The organism is Bacillus sp. EB106-07-01-XG149 (assembly GCF_058791555.1).
Map to the genome: position 1 here is coordinate 99,423 of NZ_JBYTDP010000006.1, position 23,397 is coordinate 122,819.

At 35.7% G+C, this 23,397-nt stretch carries 18 protein-coding genes and 1 pseudogene; 8 read left to right on the forward strand and 11 right to left on the reverse strand.

Features of this window, described 5'->3' with window-relative positions:
• Window positions 1–259: 259 nt before the first annotated feature.
• From gerKA to gerKC, 3 genes are read left to right on the forward strand one after another with little or no spacing between them, the layout of a single operon-like run.
• A complete protein-coding gene (gene gerKA / locus AC3WTA_RS22510) occupies window positions 260–1,762 on the forward strand; it encodes a spore germination protein GerKA (RefSeq protein ID WP_000138673.1) in 1,503 nt (500 codons plus the stop codon).
• The gene (locus tag AC3WTA_RS22515) at window positions 1,743–2,849 is read left to right on the forward strand and encodes a GerAB/ArcD/ProY family transporter (RefSeq protein ID WP_000185782.1); all 1,107 of its coding nucleotides are present in this window, start codon (window positions 1,743–1,745) and stop codon (window positions 2,847–2,849) included. The genes gerKA and AC3WTA_RS22515 overlap by 20 nt, the downstream gene beginning before the upstream one ends.
• Window positions 2,830–3,954 carry a spore germination protein GerKC gene (gene gerKC / locus AC3WTA_RS22520; protein WP_078183478.1) on the forward strand — a complete coding sequence of 375 codons (1,125 nt, stop codon included), beginning with the start codon at window positions 2,830–2,832 and terminating at the stop codon, window positions 3,952–3,954. The genes AC3WTA_RS22515 and gerKC overlap by 20 nt, the downstream gene beginning before the upstream one ends.
• A 32-nt stretch (window positions 3,955–3,986) precedes the next feature.
• Here gerKC and treC read toward each other — a convergent pair whose 3' ends face one another.
• From treC to treR, 3 genes are all read right to left on the reverse strand, one after another.
• A complete protein-coding gene (gene treC / locus AC3WTA_RS22525) occupies window positions 3,987–5,648 on the reverse strand; it encodes an alpha,alpha-phosphotrehalase (protein WP_000656118.1) in 1,662 nt (553 codons plus the stop codon).
• Between the two features lie 13 nt (window positions 5,649–5,661).
• Window positions 5,662–7,089, reverse strand: coding sequence for a PTS system trehalose-specific EIIBC component (treP, locus tag AC3WTA_RS22530; RefSeq protein WP_492333033.1), 1,428 nt, complete (start codon window positions 7,087–7,089; stop codon window positions 5,662–5,664).
• A 140-nt stretch (window positions 7,090–7,229) separates the two neighbouring features.
• The gene (treR, locus tag AC3WTA_RS22535; RefSeq protein WP_000987247.1) at window positions 7,230–7,940 is read right to left on the reverse strand and encodes a trehalose operon repressor; all 711 of its coding nucleotides are present in this window, start codon (window positions 7,938–7,940) and stop codon (window positions 7,230–7,232) included.
• A gap of 449 nt (window positions 7,941–8,389) precedes the next feature.
• Here treR and AC3WTA_RS22540 point away from each other — a divergent pair, with 449 nt between their 5' ends.
• A complete protein-coding gene (locus tag AC3WTA_RS22540; protein WP_000448428.1) occupies window positions 8,390–9,787 on the forward strand; it encodes an amino acid permease in 1,398 nt (465 codons plus the stop codon).
• Between the two features lie 31 nt (window positions 9,788–9,818).
• Here AC3WTA_RS22540 and AC3WTA_RS22545 read toward each other — a convergent pair whose 3' ends face one another.
• Together AC3WTA_RS22545 and AC3WTA_RS22550 are read right to left on the reverse strand one after the other, a co-directional pair.
• Window positions 9,819–11,522 (reverse strand): putative bifunctional diguanylate cyclase/phosphodiesterase, encoded by a 1,704-nt coding sequence (locus tag AC3WTA_RS22545; RefSeq protein ID WP_000893358.1) that lies wholly within the window; start codon window positions 11,520–11,522, stop codon window positions 9,819–9,821.
• 490 nt (window positions 11,523–12,012) lie between these two features.
• Entirely contained in the window at window positions 12,013–12,384 is a 372-nt protein-coding gene (locus AC3WTA_RS22550; protein WP_492333034.1) for a cobalt transporter, read from the reverse strand.
• Window positions 12,385–12,771: 387 nt separating this feature from the next.
• Here AC3WTA_RS22550 and AC3WTA_RS22555 point away from each other — a divergent pair, with 387 nt between their 5' ends.
• The 3 genes from AC3WTA_RS22555 to AC3WTA_RS22565 all read left to right on the forward strand — a co-directional run bounded on the left by AC3WTA_RS22555 (window position 12,772) and on the right by AC3WTA_RS22565 (window position 17,209).
• Entirely contained in the window at window positions 12,772–14,301 is a 1,530-nt protein-coding gene (locus AC3WTA_RS22555; protein ID WP_000743019.1) for a cardiolipin synthase, read from the forward strand.
• Between the two features lie 127 nt (window positions 14,302–14,428).
• On the forward strand, window positions 14,429–15,322 hold the full coding sequence (locus tag AC3WTA_RS22560) for an ATP-binding protein (RefSeq protein WP_098098523.1): 894 nt from the start codon (window positions 14,429–14,431) through the stop codon (window positions 15,320–15,322).
• Between the two features lie 3 nt (window positions 15,323–15,325).
• The gene (locus AC3WTA_RS22565) at window positions 15,326–17,209 is read left to right on the forward strand and encodes a vWA domain-containing protein (protein WP_001248852.1); all 1,884 of its coding nucleotides are present in this window, start codon (window positions 15,326–15,328) and stop codon (window positions 17,207–17,209) included.
• Between the two features lie 39 nt (window positions 17,210–17,248).
• On the opposite strand, the gene AC3WTA_RS22570 is transcribed toward AC3WTA_RS22565, so the two are convergent.
• Genes AC3WTA_RS22570 through AC3WTA_RS22580 form a run of 3 tightly spaced genes read right to left on the reverse strand, consistent with a single transcriptional unit; the run spans window position 17,249 to window position 19,930 of the window.
• Complete coding sequence (locus AC3WTA_RS22570) at window positions 17,249–17,671, reverse strand: NUDIX hydrolase (RefSeq protein WP_001189946.1); 423 nt, start codon at window positions 17,669–17,671, stop codon at window positions 17,249–17,251.
• A 58-nt stretch (window positions 17,672–17,729) separates the two neighbouring features.
• Window positions 17,730–18,695, reverse strand: coding sequence for an L-threonine 3-dehydrogenase (locus AC3WTA_RS22575; RefSeq protein WP_000723143.1), 966 nt, complete (start codon window positions 18,693–18,695; stop codon window positions 17,730–17,732).
• A 44-nt stretch (window positions 18,696–18,739) separates the two neighbouring features.
• The gene (locus AC3WTA_RS22580; protein ID WP_000095906.1) at window positions 18,740–19,930 is read right to left on the reverse strand and encodes a glycine C-acetyltransferase; all 1,191 of its coding nucleotides are present in this window, start codon (window positions 19,928–19,930) and stop codon (window positions 18,740–18,742) included.
• Between the two features lie 177 nt (window positions 19,931–20,107).
• On the opposite strand from AC3WTA_RS22580, the pseudogene AC3WTA_RS22585 reads away from it, so the two are divergent.
• A pseudogene (locus AC3WTA_RS22585) lies at window positions 20,108–20,347 on the forward strand (SAM-dependent methyltransferase); the annotation flags it as partial.
• A gap of 32 nt (window positions 20,348–20,379) precedes the next feature.
• On the opposite strand, the gene AC3WTA_RS22590 reads toward AC3WTA_RS22585, so the two are convergent.
• The 3 genes from AC3WTA_RS22590 to AC3WTA_RS22600 are packed head-to-tail and all read right to left on the reverse strand — an operon-like array spanning window position 20,380 to window position 23,273.
• A complete protein-coding gene (locus tag AC3WTA_RS22590) occupies window positions 20,380–21,201 on the reverse strand; it encodes an ABC transporter ATP-binding protein (RefSeq protein WP_001167945.1) in 822 nt (273 codons plus the stop codon).
• A 12-nt stretch (window positions 21,202–21,213) separates the two neighbouring features.
• Window positions 21,214–22,272 (reverse strand): FecCD family ABC transporter permease, encoded by a 1,059-nt coding sequence (locus AC3WTA_RS22595; protein ID WP_000760065.1) that lies wholly within the window; start codon window positions 22,270–22,272, stop codon window positions 21,214–21,216.
• A complete protein-coding gene (locus tag AC3WTA_RS22600; protein ID WP_000925204.1) occupies window positions 22,269–23,273 on the reverse strand; it encodes a FecCD family ABC transporter permease in 1,005 nt (334 codons plus the stop codon). The genes AC3WTA_RS22595 and AC3WTA_RS22600 overlap by 4 nt, the downstream gene beginning before the upstream one ends.
• Window positions 23,274–23,397 lie beyond the last annotated feature (124 nt).

Below are 23,397 nucleotides of genomic sequence, written 5' to 3' on the forward strand. Positions count from 1 at the left end.
ATCGCTTTTCTTAAATTTCCTATTCATCGAATGATGTAATTATATGTGTCGCTAGGTTTACCCTCCTATAGTACAAAAGATATATATTAATATCGCCAATCTAATATACGCTTCCTTCCCATTCTCCTAATTTTCATTTTCTTTAAGTATAGAAGATAAAAAACAGAATTTTCAATCCCCCCCGAATAATCCAAGCATAAATTTCTCACAAACAACAAAAATTAACTGAAGTGACTTTATTCTAAAAGAGGTGGAAATTATGACAGAGCCTAAAGAACAACAAGAGAGTAAAAATCAAAAGCATATGTTTCCATCACTTCCGGAGAACATTAATTACATTGAAAACAAACTTTCCCATTCGGACGATATAAAAAAATTAGATATCCCTTTTCAAAATGGAAAAGGAACAATTATATATATCGAATCTTTAGCAGACCCAAATTTAATTCATCAATTAGCTCTTGAACCATTATTAACTCGATCGGATCTGTCTTTAGATAAAGCTTTTGCCACATTAAATATGAAAAAAGAAACAAATTTAAATTATGGTGTGCAGCTTTTATTACAAGGTAAATCCTTATATTTTCATGAACACGTCGACAGTTTTTGTATTTTCGAAACAGCTCTATCTTTAAAGAGAGATATAACAGAACCTGATAATGAAGGGATTGTCCGTGGACCGCATACTGGTTTAGTAGAAGATTTAGCAACCAATTTAGCTTCTATTCGTAAACTCATAAAAAGTCCACATGTCGTCGTTAAATATTTCACACTCGGTGAAGAAATGCATACGAAAGTGGCAATTGCTTATATGCAAAACATAGCTAATGACGATCTAGTTACAGAAGTAAAAAGAAGGTTAGAAACGATTAAGACAGATGCACTTATGCCTCCAGGATATATACAAGAATTTATAGAGGATACGTCTTTCTCACCCTTTCCGCAACAATTAAATACAGAGCGTCCAGATAGAGTCGCAGCAAATTTAATGGAAGGACGAGTTGCTATTTTATCTGATGGAGATCCAACTGCACTTATCGTTCCTGTTACGTTATTTGCTTTCTATCAATCACCAGATGATTATAATAACCGCTGGATTGTCGGTTCTTTCATCCGAATGATTCGCTTAGTCAGTTTCTTGATTGCCTTTCTCTTGCCCGCTATATATATCGCAACAGTTGCTTTTCATCCTGATGTGTTGCCGCTCGAACTTGTTTATACGATTAAAGCTTCATTAGAAAAAGTGCCACTTCCTCCTATTTTTGAAGCTCTCTTAATGGAATTAATCTTTGAATTATTACGGGAAGCTGGTATTCGCTTGCCAAGCCGAGTTGGACAAACAATCGGTATTGTAGGTGGTTTAGTAATTGGTGATGCAATTGTAAAGGCTGGCCTTGTTTCTTACACAATGATTATCGTTGTAGCTTTAACTGCGATCTCATCTTTTCTCGTTCCATCAAATGATATGAGTTCCGCAGTTCGGATTCTTCGTTTTCCGTTAATGCTCCTTGCTGCCATATTTGGCTATGTAGGAATATCATTCGGTCTCATTATAACTTTCGTTCATTTATGCCAGTTACATTCATTTCATACCCCATATCTTTCTCCTGTCGCTCCGATGCGGATAAAAGATATGAAAGACTCTTTTGTACGACTACCAATTTGGTCGTTTTGGGAACGACCACATGATTCAAAACCGAAAAAAATGCAACGACAACATGTAACGAGAGAGGATGAGAACGGTGACAAACACGCAAAGTAAAATTTCACTTGTTCAATTTACCTTTTTCGTTATTCAATGCCAAATCGGAGTTGGTATACTTTCTCTACCAAACCGTCTTCACCCAATAGCGAAAGGTGGCGGATGGATTTCTGCTCTCATCGCTGGTCTTGCAATTCAACTTATTATTTTACTTATGTGGCTTTTCTTAAAACGATTTCCTGATGCAGATATGTATGAAAGTGTTTGTATGCTATTTGGGAATAAGTTTGGAAAACTATTAGGTTTTGCTTATGTTTTTTATTTTACCCTTATCGGTATGACGGTTATGTTAAATGCTTGTAATGTCATTAAAGTTTGGATATTACAAGCAACTCCTTGGTATGCCACTCTCATGCTATTTACAATAGCTTGTTGTTACATAGCTTATAATACGTTCAAAGTCATCGTACGGTTTTACGTCATGGCTTCTATTCTCATTTTACCAATGGCTCTTTTAATTGCCCTAGGGCTTACACGAGCTGATTTTTCTTACATTTTTCCAATTACAGAAGCCGGATGGTGGAATATTATTCAAGCATCAAAAGAAACTATTACAGCTATGTATGGTTTTGAGATTATTCTTATCGCTTTCCCAAAAGTAAACGGGAGTTCTGTGGCAAAACTGAAAGCAATTTCTATCGCTAATGGATTTGTAACTCTTTTTTATACTTTTACTGTTTGGATTTGCTTTATCGTATTTAGTCCAAAACAAGTTGAACTTATTCCAGAGCCAGTTGCTTACTTATTGCGTTCTCTACATATTGGGATTATAGACCGAACCGATTTACTATTCATCCCAATATGGATGATAACTGTTGTAGCTTCTATTGCTAGTTATTACTGTGCTGCTTCTATAGGAATTGGACATATCTTCAATCTGGCTAATCATAAAAAGGCTGTTCCAATCGTTGGTATTATTGCTTTTAGTGTAGCCCTATTTATAGATACACCTGAAGAATTAAAAGTAATTGCAACTTTTACTGATAAGTTCACGTATATTTTCATAGTTGTCCTCCCTCTTTTATTTCTACTTTATTCAGTAATAAGGAATAAGAAAGGAGAACAGTATGTTCCAAAAAAGAGTTAAATTACTTTTTATATTATGTACTAGTGCATTCCTTTCTGGCTGTTGGGATCAAGAACCATTAAGAGAAGCGAGATTAGCTTATAGCATTGGATATGATATTACGGAAGAAAATATACTTCAGCAAACGCTTGAACTCGTAAAAAGTTCAAGCGGAGAGCAATCTTCATTCGAGAATGAAATACATTCAGCAAACGGGCATAACATAAGGGATACAAGCGATGCCCTAAAAAAAAATGTGACTGGGAATATTCGCTATTTTAAATATGGTGTTCAATTATTAGGAACCAAAATTCTAAAAAAAGGTATACTCCCCTATTTAGATGTCAGCTTTCGGGACCCAACAAACCCAACTGCTTTAGTAAAACTTATTGCAGTAGATGGTGAAACATCCGAGATACTAGAAAAAAAGAAGGTAGGAAATTTACTAATTGGAGATTTTCTAAAGAAAAAAGTGAAAAGCTTAGAAGATATGAGTGTATTTCCAAAAGAAACTTTAGAAACAGCTGCTACAAAAATGTTAGATCCCGGTAAAGACTTTACCCTCCCTTCTATAAAAATAAAAGGAAAAGAAGTAATTACAAACGGGTTAGCTTTATTTAACAATGATAAATTAACTGGGCATTTACCTTTGAAACAATCTGTTTTATTCGTATTATTAACCGGAAAAATGGGAACAAGTGCCCGTATAACCCAAAAACTTACTAGCGATGAATCAGAGAAGACATCTGATTATTTAACAATGGAAGTTAGTAATCGAAAGTTAAAGCGAGACTTAAAAATAACAACAGATAGAAAAGGAAATGTATATGCTCACATTAAGCTTCAACTAAAAGTTATAGCCCTTGAGGCTCCAAGAGATAATATTTACAAAATGGAAGAAAGAAAAAAATTAAATGAAAAATTATCTAAACAACTTACAAAAGAAGCAAAACAAATAACGAACAGGTTACAAAAAGCAAATTGTGATGCTTTCGGTATCGGCAGACACCTTATCGCATATCACCCTGAGTTATGGAAGAAAAAAAATTGGAATAAAGATTATGCAAAAGTAAAATTCAAACCTGAAGTAGAAGTAAACATTTTGTATAGTGGTGTCTTAAAATAAAAGGTTGTATGCCACGCGGGCATACAACCTTTTTATTTCGTATATCGATATACAATTGATTCATATGGTCTTAAGTTAAGTTTTGTAATATCCTTGCTGGAATCTTTATAATTCGACAGTAGTACTTCTTGCTTCATTCCATCTAATTGAACATGAGCTGGTACAGAGTACGTTATTTCTTCTCCATAGAAGTTATTGATAACGAGTAATACCTCGTCATTTACAGTACGTGTATATGCCCAAACCTTAAGATGATTTTCATCTAAAATAGCATATTTCCCTTCTGTAATTACATCATACGTTTTTCTAAGTTCTATTAACTTTTTATAATGATAAAATACAGACTCTTTATCTTCTAATGCTTTTTCTACGTTTATTTCTGTAAAGTTTTCAGCCACTGAAATCCAAGGTGTACTTGTTGTAAAACCACTGTTCATCTCTTCATTCCACTGCATCGGAGTACGGGAATTATCACGAGATTTTTGTTTTAAAATCCCGATAATATCTTCTTTTGATAATCCTTCTTCCAGCTTTATATCATATATATTTAACGATTCCACATCGCGATATTGCTCGATGGACTCGAATTTAGGATTCGTCATACCGATTTCTTCGCCTTGATAAATGTAAGGTGTGCCCTGCAACATATGCATAGCTGTCGCTAGCATTTTCGCAGATTCATTTCGGTACTTTCTATCATCACCGAAGCGTGACACAATACGAGGTTGGTCATGATTACACCAGAACAACGCATTCCATCCTCCGCCCTTTTGCATTTCAATTTGCCAATTAGACATAATCTCTTTTAATTTAATGAAATCAAAATTAGCTTGCGTCCACTTATCTCCATTCGGATAATCTACTTTTAAATGATGGAAACTAAACGTCATACTTAATTCATTACGCTCAGGGTTTGAATATTTGATACAATTATCAATTGTCGTAGATGACATTTCTCCAACTGTAATTACATCTTTCCCTTCAAAAACATTTCGGTTCATCTCTTGTAAATATTCATGAACGCGCGGGCCATCTGTATAATATTTACGGCCATCGCTTGTCGCCATACTTCCGTCATCATTTAAGAACTGCTGATCTTTTGAAATTAAATTAATAACATCTAATCGGAATCCAGTTACCCCTTTATCAAGCCAAAAACGCATCATATCATATACTTCTTCACGAAGTTTTTTATTTTCCCAATTTAAATCAGCTTGTGTCTCATCAAATAGATGTAAAAAATATTGCTCTGTCTTCTCATCATATTTCCAAGCAGACCCACCAAACTTAGATTGCCAATTATTTTTTTCATCACGCCAAATATAGTAATTACGATATGGACTATTTTTATCTTCCTTCGCTTCTTTAAACCACTTATGCTCCGTCGAACTATGATTTACAACGATATCAAGCATAATTTCAATATTACGTGCCTTTGCTTCTTCTAAAAGCTCTTCAAACTCTTCCATCGTTCCGTAAGATGGATCAATACTGTAGTAATCACTTACATCGTATCCATTATCATTTTGTGGTGATTGGTATATCGGTGTTAACCAAATATAATCTACTCCGAGTTCTTTTAAATAATCTAGTTTCTCTGTAACCCCTTTTATATCACCGGTTTCTTTATTGTAATAGCTATTAAAGCTCTTCGGATAAATTTGATAAACTACACTTTTATGCCAATCCTTCATGTTTAACTTCCTCCTACTTCTGTTTTACTCGTTTTGCAAATAACCATGTTAACGTAAATGGGATTACAACTACGATAATCATTCCTACAATAAATATTGGAATCGATTTCGGAATGATAGAAATAAATGCTGGTAATCCACCAATTCCGATAGCAGGTGCTAATACACCATTTAACGTAATGAATATCGCTGCCACAGCCGATCCTATAATCGCTGCATAGAACGGGAATTTATTTCGTAAGTTTACACCAAACATAGCTGGCTCTGTAATACCGAAATATGCTGAAATTGCTGATGTCGATGCCATACTTTTATCATTTTGGTTTTTAGAAATCCAGAACATCGCAAGTGCCGCACTACCTTGCGCAATGTTAGAAAGAGCAATCATTGGCCAAATGAATGTACCACCGTGCTGTGCAATTAATTGTAAGTCAATTGCAATAAACATATGATGCATACCTGTAATTACGAGCGGTGCATATAATGCTCCAAACAATACCGCTCCAACTACTGGTACTGTTTCATATATACCTACTAATCCAACTGTTAATAAATCTCCAATATGACGTGTAACCGGACCAATAATCCCTAATGCCAACACACCTGTTACGACAATCGTTGTAATTGGTACAACTAATAATTGAATTGCATTTGGTACATGTTTCTTTAAGAAAATTTCCACTTTACTTAATACAAATGCTGCTACTAAAACCGGTAAGATTTGACCTTGATACCCTACCTTTTCAATTTGAAATAATCCTAAAATATCGAAGTACTCAATCTTTTGTCCATCTAAACCAGTCGCTGCTTTGCCATAATCCCACGCGTTTAATAAGGCTGGATGCACAAGCATTAATCCCATAACGATCCCTAATATCGGACTACCACCAAAACGCTTCGTCGCTGACCAACCGACAAGTGCTGGTAAGAATACGAATGCTGTATTCGCCATCATATTAATTAAATCCCAAAGCCCGCCTAAGTTTGGATACACATCTAATAAATTTTTACCTTCAAAAAATAAGTCCTTTGCCCCCAATAGATTATTAATCCCCATTAGTAAACCAGCTGTTACGATCGCTGGTAATATCGGCATAAATACATCTGAAAATACTTTTACAAACTTTTGAGCTGGATTTAACTTTTGGTTTCCAGAGTCTTTCACGTCAGCTACTGTCGCTTCCTTCATACCTGCAAGCGTTATCAATTCAGCGTATACACGATCTACGTCCCCTGGGCCAATTACAATTTGAAATATCCCAGCGTTATGAAACGCTCCTTTCACTAATGAAACAGACTGTAGTTTATCATTATCTATTTTACTTTCATCTTTTAAAGCGATACGGAGCCTCGTTACACAGTGCGCAGCTTGTTCAATATTGTCTTTCCCACCAATATACTGCAACACTTCCTCTGCTGTTTTACGATAGTCTTTCCCCATATTCCCGTCCCTCTTTTCTTTATTTGATACCGTTTACAATTACATATTAACTCGTATATATAAGTTAGTCAACACTCGTATATACGAGTTTGTGATTTTTTTATAAAAAAAGAGATGAAACGTTATTTCGTTCCATCTCCTTATTTTCTCCGCGCCACATCCGAAAAATGAAAAATATCTAAGCGGTGGCGTGATTCTGTATATTCGAACTGACTTCCATCATAGAAATGCGTAAAGTTTTTCACAACAACAACATAGTCTGTTCCATTTAAATCTAAATACTTTCTATCGTCCTCTGTACATGGCTGCACTTCAATTACCCTTTGTGAGTAACTAATATGAAGCCCTAGTTCTTTCTCAATGTATTTATAAATGGACTCCGCTGCAATTTCACTCGTTAATCCAGGAATATATTCCGATACAAAATGATTGATATCCAAAATTACTTTTTCTCCATCAATATTTCGTACGCGCTTAATATGATCTATTTCTGTTTTCTCTTTCACATTTAATAGCTTTGCAACCTCTTTTGTCGCTTTTACTTTCTCTATTTCCACGACTTTTGTAATACAATGGCGTCCTAAACGTTCATTTTCTTCTTGGAAACTTACAATACCACCAAAGTTGAATTCAATGTTTTTTCGCTTTAAAACAAAAACACCTTTTCCATGTATTTTTTGAACATATCCACGCTCTTGCAATAAATCTACTGCTTTTCTGACTGTACCTCGACTTGCTTCATATTGCTTCATTAATTCTGTTTCTGATGGGATTTTGCACCCCTCTTTTAATTGTTTATTATCAATAGACTTACTGATTTCTGTATAAATTTGTTCATACTTACTCATCATCTACAATAGCCCCTTGTCACCTTCTAATTCTATATGTATTATACCATGCTACACTCTTCTGCCAATCTCTCACTTATTTTCCAGTATAGGAAAAATACAGGTAAATATTTAATCTCTAAAACGTATTTTTATAAAAATTTTTATATTTTTCTTTTCATTCAAAAAAACATGTAGTATACTAACTTCAAAATCAGAGGAGAAAGGGAGCAAAGAACTATGCTTACTTATACAACAATTGTAGTTACATTTGCACAAAAACATCATCATCATACGTAACCCTTGAAACCTAGCGGAAAAATTACGCGTAGGTACAAGGGTTATTCCCGTTGTACCTACGTTAGGCGAAGAGCCATGTAGGTATTTTTTATCTACATGGCTCTTTTTTTATTGCCAAAAAGCTAGTAAAAAATGATGTTTAAGTAAAACTTACTACAAAGGAGTTAACAAAAATGGAAACGAAAAAATGGGGATTATGGATTTTAACAGCTTTTGTGATCGGAAATATGGTTGGCGGTGGCGTATTTATGCTCCCAGCAAATTTAGCACATGTATCAGGTCCAATGGGTTCTACACTCGCATGGAGTATTACAGGCCTTGGCGTATTTATGATTGCACTCGTATTTGGAAATTTAGCAATTCGCAAGCCAGAATTAAAGGCTGGACCACAAAGTTACGCCCAAGCAATGTTCCCTTCAAAAAAAGCGGGTAAAGTTGCAGGATATAGTATGGCATGGGGATATTGGGCTGCGAACTGGGCTGCAACAGCATCTGTTATTATTTCCTTTGCTGGATATTTATCAACATTCTTTCCAGTGTTACAAAGTAAGCAAATTCTCTTTTCTACGAACGGATTTTCACTAGAACTCGGAAAAGGACTAACTTTCCTCGTATGTAGCCTTATGCTATGGGGAATTCAATATATTCTTTCTCAAAATATTGACCAGGCTGGGAATATGAATCTTCTTGCTACCATTGCAAAAATTATCGGATTTACAATGTTTATTGTAATCACATTATTCATTTTCAATGCCTCTAATTTCGGAGACGGTCAAACATTTATGAATGAAGCAGGACAATCAATTTCGTTAGGTGGACAAATCAATTCAGCTGCTATCGCAACACTTTGGGCATTTATCGGTATTGAATCTGCTGTAATGCTTTCTAACCGTGCAAAATCTCAGCGCGATGTAAAAAAAGCTACTATTTTCGGGTTGATTATCGCTCTTCTTATTTACATGTCAATTACTTTACTTACAATGGGAGCTCTTTCGCAAGATGCTTTAAAAGAGTCTCAAAAACCATTAGTAGACGCATTAAATTTAGCAATTGGCAATAAAGGTGCCTATATCATGGCTTTACTTGCACTTGTATCTTTATTTGGATCTACAGTTGGCTGGATCGTTGTTAGTTCAGAAGTACCTTACCAGGCAGCCAAGAATGGACTTTTCCCTAAGTTTTTCGCGAAAACAAATAAAAAAGGTAGTCCTTCAAAATCATTATTTATTACAAATGTGATGACGCAAATTTTCTTATTCTCAACGATTTCTGGCACTGTGTCAGAAGCCTATAATTTCGCTATCGTTGTAGCAACATTAGCTTATTTAATCCCATACCTTGTTTCCACGCTGTACCAATTCAAATTGGTTATTACAGGAGAAACGTATGATATAATGCCTGGCTCTCGAATAAAGGATGGAATCATTACTACACTAGCATTTGTCTACTCTATTTGGGTTATCAAAACAGGAACTGCTGATTTAAAAACGTTCTTCTTAGGAATCGGATTGTTTGTATTAGGTCTTATTCTTTATCCAGTATTAATGAAAGACTCGAAAAAAATGAATTAAAAAAAGAGAAGCTACTCGCTTCTCTTTTTTATTAAAAATCTGTAATTAACTTTTCTTTTAACTCTCCTACAGATAAAGGTGTCGCATAATAAAATCCTTGTACGTAATCACAGCCCATAGATTGTAATAAACTTTCTTGCTCTACTGTTTCTACCCCTTCAGCAACTACTGCTAAATTTAAGCTATGGGCAATTTCAATAACAGATTTTACAATCGTTCGCTCTGGCTGTGCGTGATCATAATGAAATTCACGAATAAAGTTACGATCAATTTTCACTATATCCAGTGGCAGTTGCTTTAAATAGTATAAGGAAGAATAACCCGTTCCAAAGTCATCTAAAGCAATTAAAATACCCATATTTCTTAATTCTTGTAATGTAGCAATAATATAATCAAAATGACGAACAGCGATACTTTCCGTTACTTCCAAAATTAAACGATTCGGTGGAAAGCCAGTTCTCCTTAAAATGCTACGTACAGATAAAATAAAACGCTTTTGCATTAATTGTTGTATGGATAAATTAACAGATAACCTTAGTCCTTCTTCGTAATCTGGCAATGTTTTAAACAAGCGACATGACTTTTCTAATACCCAGTCTCCTAATTTTATAATAAGTCCAGATTCTTCAGCTACTGGAATAAATTCGCCTGGCGAAATAGGCCCTTCTTCTGTCGAACAACGTGCTAAAGCCTCAATACCGGTATATTTCTTCGTTTTCAAATCAATAATAGGCTGCAGTACCACATCTAATTCTTCATCACGGATTGCCTTTTGCAAAGCGAATTCAATTTTCATTCTACGATTTATTTTCGCACGTAACTCATCTGTAAAGAAACACGCGGCATTTCTGCCTTGTTCTTTCGCACTATACATGGCTAAATCCGAATTTTTCAATAGAGTTTCTACATCTTGTCCGTCTTGCGGATATGCGCACAGTCCTAGACTAGCTGAAATGTATACTTCATGACCTTCAAGTATAAATGGTGCCTGAAAACACGACAGCACAGATGTTGCTAACTGCCTCATTTCATCTTGTTTATGATTTTTTGTTAACAGCACAAATTCGTCGCCACCCAGTCTAGCCAGAACGTCTTTCTCTCCTAGCACATAATGCAACCGTGAAGCAACTTCGCTTAAAAGTAAATCCCCTATCATATGACCTAGCGTATCGTTTACTAATTTAAAACGATCCAAATCAAAGTAAATCATACCAAATTCTTTTTTTCCTGCAATCATCTCGTTTACAGTTGTTATTAGCTGCAATCGGTTCGGTAAACTCGTTAAAGCATCATGATACGCAAGCTCCCTATAACGACTTTCACTTAACCGCAACCTCTGTTCTGCTTCTTTCCTACTACTAATATCATTTCGGATCGCGATAAATTGATACGGCTCTCCTTTTTCATTTAAAAACGGAACAATTGTTGTTTTAACCCAATAATACGTCCCATCTTTTGCTTGATTTCGAATCTCACCTCTCCATACTTTTCCGTTCAAAATACGCTTCCATAGAATTTGAAAAAATGTTTTCGGGTGATATCCTGAATTTAAAATACGATGATCTTTCCCTATTAGCTCTTCTCGTGTATATTTGGAGATTTCACAAAACTTATCATTTACATATGTAATAAGACCATTTCGGTCTGTAATCGCAACAATTGAAGACTCATCTAATGCTAACTTTAAATCTCGCAATGAAGAGTCATATAATGCATGACCTCTTTGTTCTAGCATGCGCATCTCTCCTTGCTTCCTATCTGACTAAAACACAACTTGTTTCTCTTCATAGAAATAGAGATATTTCATTTCTTAATAATAGCTATTTGCATTCATCACATTTTGAAATATGCCGATTAAAATAACATAATATTATTTGTAATAAAAAGCAATATAATACCGTTTCAATTATAAATAGTAGTTTCTTATCGCTATAATTAGCTTACTTTATTATACATTATTCATTCTCTTACATTCCTTTATAGATTGCTCTATACAACACCTATTCCCTATTAATCCCGCTCATATCTAACCTCTTTACTTTACTAGCGAAATAGAATTTCGAGCGCACTATACAACTATTCACGGATAATAATATAAAAGTTAAAATTAGTATATACGTTTTTGAATTACAATAACAAAATATTAACATATTTTCACCTTTATTTTGGAAATATTTTATAAATACTTTATTAAACTAAAAAAAGAGGAAAGCCTCTTTTTTAGTTTAATACGGATATGATATTTGCTGATACCCCGGATATGGAGTTGGATATGGTGCTGGGTATGGCGCTGGATAAGTTACTGGGTACGGTGCTGGATAGTAGCCTCCACTTGCTGCACCCGTTAATGCGCCAGCTGTAAGTCCACCTAACACGCCTCCAGCAAAACTTCCTGGGAAAAATCCACCACCCCATGAGCCGCCACCCCAGCCCCATCCACCTCCATGATGGTGGTGATGATCATGGTGATTGTGCCCTCCGTGGTGGTTATGTCCGCCATGGTGGTTATGTCCGCCATGGTGGTTATGTCCGCCATTATGATGGTGACCGCCATGATTATGACGATAATACAATCCGTTATTTTCTATATAATTCATGTTTCCCCTCTCCTTTTCCATTTTCTCATCTTAATAGGTATTGTATGAATAGTACGGACCTTGTTAGTAACCTATATAATAAGAAGAATCCGTATAATACGAATAACCATATCCTTGGCTTCATCGTGCACCTGTTACCAATCCATGATATGGTTATCCCCGTTCCTATATAAAGGACAAATGTTTTGTCCCCCCTACACTGTTTATTAAACAGCAAATAGCAGGATAATAACGTAACAATATACTGTATGTAGGACAAATGCGGAAAGCATGGGGAAAATGTCTATATTTTGTAAAAAAAATAAAACACTTTATAATAAGAATGTCGGATTATACCTTTTATATAAGAAGTCTATATTTAAGAAAGATTAGAGGAATTTTATAGAAATGAAGAAGCCTATCGTTCAATTACTATTAATATTTACAATTATATCTATCGTTCTTTTCCTATTAAATACATCGTTTATTTCTTTATATACATTTGTCGGTGCCCTATGGTCTATTACAATCGTAGGAATTTCATTCGTTATTTTCATCGAAAATAGATCTCCTCAAAGCACCTTAGCGTGGTTTTTAGTATTAGCACTTCTTCCTGTTGTAGGTGTGCTTTTATACTCTATTTTCGGTCGTAGCCGTTGGAGAAGGAAAAAACATCTCCATCGTTCAGAAGAACAAAGAAAATTATTCCGTGAAATATTAGAAGGAAGACGACTAGAATTATCACTCACAGTCCCCTTACATGAACGTTCTGTACATTTAACAGAGGTCGTACAAAAATTTGGAGGCGGTCCTGCCGCAGATAGAACGACGACAAAACTTTTAACAAATGGAGATCAAACATTCTCAGAAATTTTGCAAGCTATCGAGCAAGCAAAACATCACATACATATTCAATACTATATTTATAAATCTGATGAGATTGGTACGAAAGTTCGAGATGCTTTAATAAAAAAAGCAAAATCTGGTGTTATTGTACGCTTTCTTTATGATGGACTCGGAAGTAATACGTTAAGAAGACGCTTTTTAAAACCTATGAAAGAAGCTGGTATTGAAATTGTAGAATTTGACCCTATTTTTTCAGCTTGGTTACTTGAAACTGTCAATTATCGTAACCATCGAAAAATCGTTATTGTAGATGGAGAAATCGGTTTTACTGGTGGACTCAACGTCGGTGATGAATATCTTGGCCGTTCAAAAAAATTTCCCGTTTGGCGTGATAGTCATTTAAAAATAGAAGGAAAAGCGTTATATAAATTACAAGCAATTTTTCTAGAAGATTGGCTCTATGCCTCTAGTGGATTGAATACTTATTCTTGGGATCAATTTATGAATAGACAATACTTCCCAGGTAAAGAAATTTCAAGTGCAGAAGGTGCTGTGCAAATTGTAGCCAGCGGGCCTAGCTCAGATGATAAAAGCATTCGCAATACATTATTAGCTGTTATGGGATCTGCAAAAAAATCGATTTGGATCGCTACACCTTACTTTATTCCAGATCAAGAAACTTTAACATTATTACGTTTAAGTGCAATATCTGGCATAGATGTACGCATTTTATATCCTGGTAAAAGTGATAGTATTATTAGTGATCAAGCATCTCAGTCCTACTTCACTCCGCTTTTAAAAGCTGGTGCTTCCATTTATAGTTATAAAGATGGTTTTATGCATGCAAAAATTGTACTCGTTGATGATAAAATCGCGACAATTGGAACGGCAAATATGGACGTACGCAGCTTTGAATTAAATTATGAACTTATTAGCGTACTATATGAATCAGAAACCGTTCATGATATTAAACATGATTTTGAAGACGACTTTAAGCATTCCACTGAAATTAAATGGAACGCATTCCAAAAAAGAAGTATCAAAAAACGAATATTAGAGTCTTTCATGCGACTCATTTCTCCTTTACTGTAAGCAATCAATGTAATATTGATTGCTTTTTCTTTTCCATTTCCCCTCTCTCCTTTTCTTTGCATACCATATTAAAACAAGTTATCATAAGATGTATTACTTTATGAAAATAATGTTAGGTGGGAAATACATGTTAGAACAATTTCATATACATGCTGATTTAAAACAACAGCTCTCAACCATTCACGAAAAAAATAAACAAGAAGCTGGTGAAAATGCACATTTAATTGGAAAGAAAATATATAAAGCATCTGATAACAGCATTATTGAAGATGCTATTACAGCGCTTCTTCTTGGCAAAAACATTCTATTAAAAGGACCGACTGGTAGTGGTAAAACAGTACTGGCTGAAACTCTTTCTTCTTTATTCCAAAAACCAATGCATAGCATTAACTGTTCTGTTGACCTAGATGTAGAAGGTATTTTAGGATACAACACACTACAAACGAAAGATGGCGCATCTGAAGTTACATTCGTTAACGGCCCTCTTATGAAAGCAATGAAGAACGGTCATTTCCTATATATTGATGAAATCAATATGGCAAAACCTGAAACGTTACCACTTCTTCACGGTGCATTAGATTACCGTAAAATGATTACTAATCCATTTACACAAGAAGTTGTATACGGTGATGACGAGTATCGTGTAATTGCAGCAATTAATGAAGGTTACGTTGGAACAAGTGAACTAAACGAAGCATTAAAAAACCGTTTCGTTATTATTGAAGTTCCATACATTCAAGGTGACACATTAAAAGAACTATTACTATCTGAATCAAAATTAAATGATGTTGCAACAATTGAAAAGTTCGTTGCATTTGCAAGCGACCTTATGCCTTTAGCTCGTGATGGACGTGTAAGCGAAGAAGCAGCAAGTATTCGTGGCATTATCGACGCATGTGATTTAGGTGTATATATCCCTGTTTTGCGTGCAATTGAACGTAGTATTATCGCAAAATTAAACGATGAAACCGAACAAATGACTGTCCGTGAATTAGCAGAAAGTTATTTCTTTGAGGGATAATTCATGAGACAAATTTTTAGTGACAAAAAAATTGATGCGTCGCTGTTTCTACAAATGGAAAACTTAATGTATGCTCTTTTAAAAGAAGACGATGCCTACCTTGAGTATGGCTATAAAGCATACTACGACGAAATTGAAAAAAAGGTTGTCATTAGTCACTTTTGGGATGATCGAAAAGAAGAGGATACAGTAATCGGATTAAAAAGCGAAGTGTTTTTAAAAGCACTTGGTAATAAACATTACTCGGACATGACTTTAATTCGTTCTTATGCGATTGAATTACAAGAATCACCCTTAAAAAAGTTTTTAACACAATTATTTGTTCTATTAGAAGATTTACGTGTTGAGGAAATCGTAAAAAACTTACGCCCTGGCACAAAGCATGTTTTTAAAAGAAGAAAAGAAATGTATCGCAATTACTTTGGTTCACAAAATGAAATCAATCGTGTTCGTAACTATCACGGTGATCGTCTATTTTGTCTCTGCTATCTTTCATTAACGAGCGATAAATATGAAATGTTTAATAATGAATATTTCGAGCAAATTGAAGCAATTTTGCATGAAACATTCCAAGCTCGTAATACAGAAGACATTATGTATATCGTTGAAAAAATTCGCTATCGCTTAGAGGAACTTCTTGAAAGTGATATGCTTAATAATTATTTCGGACATGCTCCGCTTTATTTATCTGTCATTGCAGACGAAAAGAACTGTCGCGTCGAAGATTTAGCAAATGATGATACGCAGCTCATAGATGACGATGAAAATAAAAACAAAATGGATGAAAGTTTCTCCACATGGCATCGTGAAAATAAAAATAACGAAAACGAGAACTTTTTACGCTTTGAATTAGAAAGCGGAACAAAAACAAACATGATGGGCGATACTGCTCGTGAATCAGAAGATGGCGACCAAGCACTTGGTTCTGTACAAGGTACGTCTCAAAAGAGTACACAATCCAACTTTGATGGCGCTGATACAGAAGAAGCAAGAGCTTCACACGCTTCTAGCCAAAACGAGGGTGCATACGGTAAGTATAACGTTGGTGCTTCTCATATATTTAAAGAAGCTCGCAAATCAAATCCTGATGAAAAAAAGGATTACCAAGCTATCAAATCAGTCGTTAATAAAGATGTAAAAGAATTAAAGAAAATTATCGAAAAAACGATTGAAAATAAAACGAATGCAAATAGTGATAAATATTACGGAAGACTTCGTAAGAAGTTCCTTCGTATTTATACTGAAAAGCAGCCACGCATGTTTTATAAAAAAGGACAAGAATCACAAGAACTTGACGTTGCATTCCAACTACTAGTGGACTGCTCTGGTTCTATGTATAACAAAATGGAAGAAACGAAAAAGAGTGTGGTCCTATTCCATGAAGCGTTGAAATCTTTAAAAATCCCGCACGCTATTAGCGGATTTTGGGAAGATGCTTCTAGTGCTAAGCCTGAAGATAAGCCGAACGTTATCCATGAAGTTGTAACGTATAAAAACTCAACGTTACCAAACGTCGGTCCAGAAATTATGCAGCTTCGCGAAGAAGAAGATAACCGCGACGGATATATTATTCGTATCGTTTCTGAAAAGCTTGCAAAAAGACCAGAAAAACATAAATTCTTACTTGTCTTTACAGACGGTGAGCCTTCTGCGCTAGACTATCAACAAGACGGTATTTTAGATACGCATGAAGCTGTCAAACTTGCTCGTAAAAGTGGTATGGAAGTAATCGGAATCTTCATCGAAGAAGGCGAAGCAAAAGAAGCAACTTATCAATTAATGAAGAACATTTACAATCATCACTTCTTAGTTGCAAATCACGCTGAAGATTTACGTCTGAAGATTAAACCACTATTGAAAAAGTTATTACTGAAGACGATTGAATAGAAAAACAGGAGCGTTTTCGCTCCTGTTTTTTTCTTTCAATCACTTTGTTTCTGGTTGAAACTTGTATGGAATGGCTACTTCTAATAATGCCTCGAATCCTCCATCGTAGAATGGGAATCTTTCATTTGCGATCGTTCGATCCACCCACTCTATTGCAGAAATTTCTTCTTCATCTTCCGCAACCAGTTCACCCTTTACTACATTTGCTCGGAATGTAAATAGTATCGCATGATTCCCTGATGCTTCAAAGAATTTTTCATTGATCGCAACAAGTCCACCTGCCACGGCAGTTAAACCTGTCTCTTCTTTTACTTCTCTTATTAGTGCTTCCTCTAATATTTCACCTTTTTCCACAGCCCCGCCTGGCAATGACCAAACGTTTTGTTCTACATTATGCACCATTAATATTTTATCTGTTTCTTCATCATGTATTAGTGCGTATACGACATCAACTCTTTGCATAAGACTTCTCTCCCTCAAAAATAAGGAAGAGCCAATTCCTAAGAATCGACCCTTCCTGTTAATTCATCACTAACTCAGCTGTGAACTTTTTTTTTAACTTAGCCAACATGTCCGTTGTCATTTTGTCTAAATCGTATTCTGCTTTAAAGCCCCACTCGTTCATTGCTGCTGTTGCATCAATAGAGTTCGGCCAGCTATCAGCGATTGTTTGACGAGCAGGATCTACAGCGTAATCCATTGTAAACGTCGGGATGTGTTTACGAATGGATGCTGCGATTTGCTCTGGCTCAAAGCTCATCGCTGTAATATTAAATGCGTTTCTATGCACAAGTTTACTTGGATCAGCTTCCATTAATGAAATGATCGCTTGTAAAGCATCTGGCATGTACATCATATCCATGTATGTTCCTTCTGCAATGTATGAGGTGTATGTGCCTTTTTTAATCGCCTCATAATAAATTTCAACTGCATAGTCAGTTGTTCCGCCTCCTGGAGGAGCTACGTAAGAAATTAAACCTGGGAAACGTACACCGCGCGTATCAACGCCAAACTTTTGATGATAATAATCACATAGTAATTCTCCTGCTACTTTGTTTACCCCATACATCGTAGTAGGACGCTGAATTGTATCTTGTGGCGTATTATCTTTCGGCGTTGATGGACCGAATGCACCGATAGAACTTGGCGTGAAAAACTTACAGTTTAATTCACGAGCTGCTTCTAATGCATTTACAAGTCCGCCCATATTTAAATTCCAAGCAAATAACGGATTTTTTTCTGCTGTTGCTGAAAGTAAAGCTGCTAAATGAATAATTGTATCTACTTCATTACGCTTTGCAATATCATGTAGTTTTTGTCCATCTGTTACATCTAACGTTTCAAATGGACCAGACGTTACTACTTCACTATCTGTTTCACGAATATCTGTTGCAATAACATTTGATGCACCGTATACATCACGAAGTTTCATTACTAGTTCAGAACCAATTTGCCCTAAAGAACCGGTTACTAGAATTTTTTTCATTATCCCCACTCCTCATTTGCAAGCTATTCAAAAGATGTCGTTACTTAAATGATGCCCATTTCTTTCCCTACTTTTTCATACTTACGAATTGCTTCATCTAACATTTCTTTCGTATGAGCTGCTGTAGGCATATTACGAACGCGTCCTGTTCCTTTAGCTACAGTTGGGAACACGATAGATTTTGCATATACGCCTTCTTCATTTAGACGTTTACTAAATTCTTGTGTTAATACTTCGTCACCAATAATACAAGGTGTAATTGGCGTTTCACTTTCTCCGATGTTAAAGCCAAGTTCTTTTAACCCTTGTTTTAAATAGCGGCCATTTTCCCATAAACGATCATGTAACTCTGTGCTTTCCATTAAAATTTCAATTGATCGCATACATGCAGCTGCATCAGCTGGTGTTAATGCTGTAGAGAATAAGAATGGACGTGAACGAACTTTTAACCAGTCAATTAAGTTTTGTTTCCCTGCTACATATCCACCAATTACCCCAATTGCTTTTGATAATGTACCAATTTGGAAATCAACTTTATCAGATAGACCGAAGTGCTTTACAGTTCCTGCACCTTTTCCAAGTACACCTGAACCGTGTGCATCGTCTACATATGTCATTAAATCTAATTCTTCTGCAATCTCAACAATTTCTGGTAATTTTGCAACATCTCCATCCATTGAGAAGACACCATCTGTAATTACCATTAATTTATTGTAAAGACCTGATTCTTTCGCCGCGATTGCTTTTTGGCGTAAATCTTCCATATCAGAATGTTTATAAACAATAATTTTTGCTTTTGATAGACGACTACCATCAATAATAGAAGCATGGTTTAATTCGTCTGAAAGAATCGCATCATTTTTATCCATAACGGCTGAAATCGCTGCCATATTACAATTAAATCCTGATTGATAAGCAATTGCTGCTTCTGTATGTTTAAACTTTGCAATTGTCTCTTCTAATTTAATATGCAAATCTAAAGTACCGTTAATTGTACGAACAGCTCCTGCTCCAACGCCGTACTTATGAATTGCACCAATTGCTGCTTCTTGCAAACGGCTATCTGTTGCTAATCCAAGATAGTTGTTTGAAGATAAGTTAATATATTCTTTTCCGCCAATTGTAATGATCGGTCCATTTGAACTCTCAAGCGGATCAATTACGTTATAAAGCCCCTTTGATTTTAAATCCTCTAAATTTTCTTCTAAAAATTTCGCAAGTGTTTTACTAGACATTGTGAAGCCTCCCATCGTTCATGTAAGCGAATTATTGTCTTAATAGTTCTAATAATCCCTCTACTAGCTTAACACGTTTTCAGAATTTATTATAGAAAAATAGTTTAAAGTAACCGCTTACAATTTTAGATTATATATGATTCATTACAAGAAATCTATCATTTACTTTTCATATTTACGAGCTGGCTCGTCGATGATTATTTTAAAACGGGAAAACGCGTTGAACCTTGGATTGATCAGGAGGTTATTAAATACCATCGTACAACAGAAGAGTATTTTACATTGTTACAACAAGCCGGGTTTACGATTACAAACATAAAAGAAGCCACACCAAATCAAACTTATTTTCAGAGTGAAGAAGAATATGAACGACGTTTACGAATTCCCCTCTTCCTCTTATTTTCTTGCCGCAAATAAAAAAGACGATGAATCCTCATCGCCTTTTTTATTTAACTCATTACTTGAGCAACCTCTTTACGTACACGTCTTCCTTTTCCATGCGGGATGCAAAGTGGTGTCCCAAATAACGGATCCGTACTGATTTGACATTCCATTCGGAATACATCACGTACTAGCTTCTCATCTACTACTTCTTCCGGCTTACCTTGTGCATATATTTGTTTATCTTGAATGGCTACAATATTATCTGCATAACGGCATGCTAAATTTAAATCGTGTAATACCATAACAATTGTTCTTTGTTCTGTTTCATTTAATTCGAATAATAAATCTAGCACTTCAATTTGGTGAGTCATATCTAAATATGTAGTAGGCTCATCCAGTAAAATAATATCTGTATCTTGTGCAAGCGTCATTGCAATCCAAGCACGTTGTCGTTGTCCACCGGAAAGAGCATGCACATCACGCTCAGCAAATTCTGTCATACCTGTTGCTGCGAGTGCTTTTTGTACCATTTCCTCATCTTTTTCTGACCATTGCTTCAGCCACGTTTGATATGGATAACGCCCTTGCTTTACAAGTTGCAATACTGTAAGCCCTTCTGGAGCTTGCGGTCCTTGCGGTAAAATTGCCATTTGACGAGCGATTTGCTTTGTTTGCATACTTTGAATGGCTTGATTATCTAGCAAAATGTCACCAGTTGTTGGCTTTAATAATCTAGCTAGTGAACGTAATAAAGTTGATTTTCCACAACCGTTAGAACCGATAAAGATTGTAATTTCGCCTTTTGGAATTTCTAAATTCAACTCATCAATAATAATTGCTTCACCATAAGACAGCGTCAAACGTTTCGTCTCCAATGCTTTTTGCATATTCATCTCCCTTTATGAATTCCGACTTTTATAAAGTAAATAAATAAAATAAGGTGCACCAATTGCTGATGTAAATACCCCTGCTGGAATTTCAAGTGGTGTGAAAACTGTACGCCCGATTAAATCTGCAGCAAGTACTAAAATTGCACCAACAATAGCCGCAACTGGGAGTAATGCACCGTATAAAGAACCAACTAGTCTTCGTGAAATATGAGGTGCCATTAAACCGACAAACCCAATTCCTCCGGCGAAGGCAACTGCGCCACCAATTAAAGCTGTACTCAGTAATAACATGAATACGCGTGACTTCGTTAAAGGAACACCAAGTCCTACCGCAATATCATCCCCTAGCTCTTGCGCATTTAAATGCCTAGCAGCTATAAATGATATTACCGTTAAAATGAGAACCCACGGCGCAAGCACCATAACGTTTTGCCATGAAGAACCGTAAACAGTACCTGTAATCCATACATTCGCTTGACTCGCTTGATAAATTGGCGCTAACAACATAAACAAAGTCGTTGCCGCTTTCGTTAATGCCCAAAAACCAACACCAATTAAAACAAGACTAATCGGTGATAATCCGTCATTTCTCCATGCAAATAAATATACAAAAAGCGCTACAATCGTTGCCCCAGCGAAGGCTGCTAACGGCATATAATGAATGCTTACGGTTAGCGCATTATTTTTATCACTAAATATAGCTAAAAATAATACAACTGCAACACTTGCACCACCTGTAATCCCAATGATATCAGGAGAAGCCAGTGGATTTCGAACGAGACCCTGTAAAATACATCCTGCTACTGCAAGTGCGATTCCTACAAGGATGGCAATTAAAATACGCGGCATACGAAACTTATTTACAACCATATTAGACATCGCATCGCCATTTCCAGTGATTGCTTGCCATACATCATAAGGAGCAATTTTCATGTCTCCCATACCTGCACTCGCAAAAAATAATCCTATTAAAACAACTAGTAAACTGAATAAGACGAGACAAGCTCGTTTATACATTAAAAACGAGAGCCCGCCTTTTCCTATACGAAACGGAATATACTTCTTCATTTGCTAAGCCCTCTCTTACGTGCAATATAAATAAAGAATGGTGCCCCGATAAATGCTGTCATAACCCCTACCGGTACTTCTTGTGGCATAATGACATATCTTGCTGCTATATCAGCTAAGATTAATAGTATTGCACCTAACAACCCGCTATACGGTACTCTCCACCTGTGATCTACTCCAACAAGAAATCTGGCAAAATGCGGAGTAATAATACCAATAAATCCAATCGGACCAGCGACTGCAACTGAACCACCAGACAACAGGACAATAATAAGTAACACGAATGATTTCATTAAAATTGTTCGTTGTCCAAGCCCCTTCGCGACGTCTTCCCCCATCATCAATGTATTTACTTTCCCTGCCATCATAATAGATGCGATCCAGCCTATTAATAAATATGGGAATACAGATTGTAAAATTTCTAACTTTCTTCCTTGCACAGATCCGGCAAGCCAAAATAATACTTCTTCAAGCGCCTTTTCATTTAACACAAGTAATCCTTGTGTTAATGATGAAAATAACGCACTAATTGCGACCCCTGCTAATGTTAACTTAAGAGGCGTTGTCCCTTCTTTTCCTAAAGAACTAGAAGCGAATACAAGGATTGCAGCAACTGCTGCCCCTAAAAAGGCAATCCAAGTAAAAGCTGACAATGATGTAACAGAAAAAACCACAATTGCTACAACTATGAAAAACGCAGCGCCTGAATTTAATCCAATAAAATCTGGAGAAGCAAGTGGATTCTTCGTTAAAGTTTGCATAAGACAACCAGCAATGGCTAAACTAGCACCAACACTAGCTGCAATTAGTGCCCTTGGTAGACGCACATTTTGAATAATAATATGTTCATTGGAACCATTAAAATGGAAAAAAGCATCTAACGCTAATTTCCAACTCGTATTTGTATATCCGAAAATAATACTTCCCCAAATACAAATAATGACTGCAATGATTCCAACAAATAACCCAATCCATTTTGCTTGATTTGTTTTTAATAACATGCAGCGTTTCCCCTTCAATGTATAATGATACGTTGTAAGTGTATTTCAACTTAATTCTCATTGTCAACGATAATGAGAACTATTTTCATTGATATGTATTGACAATCAAAAGATAAAAGCTTAA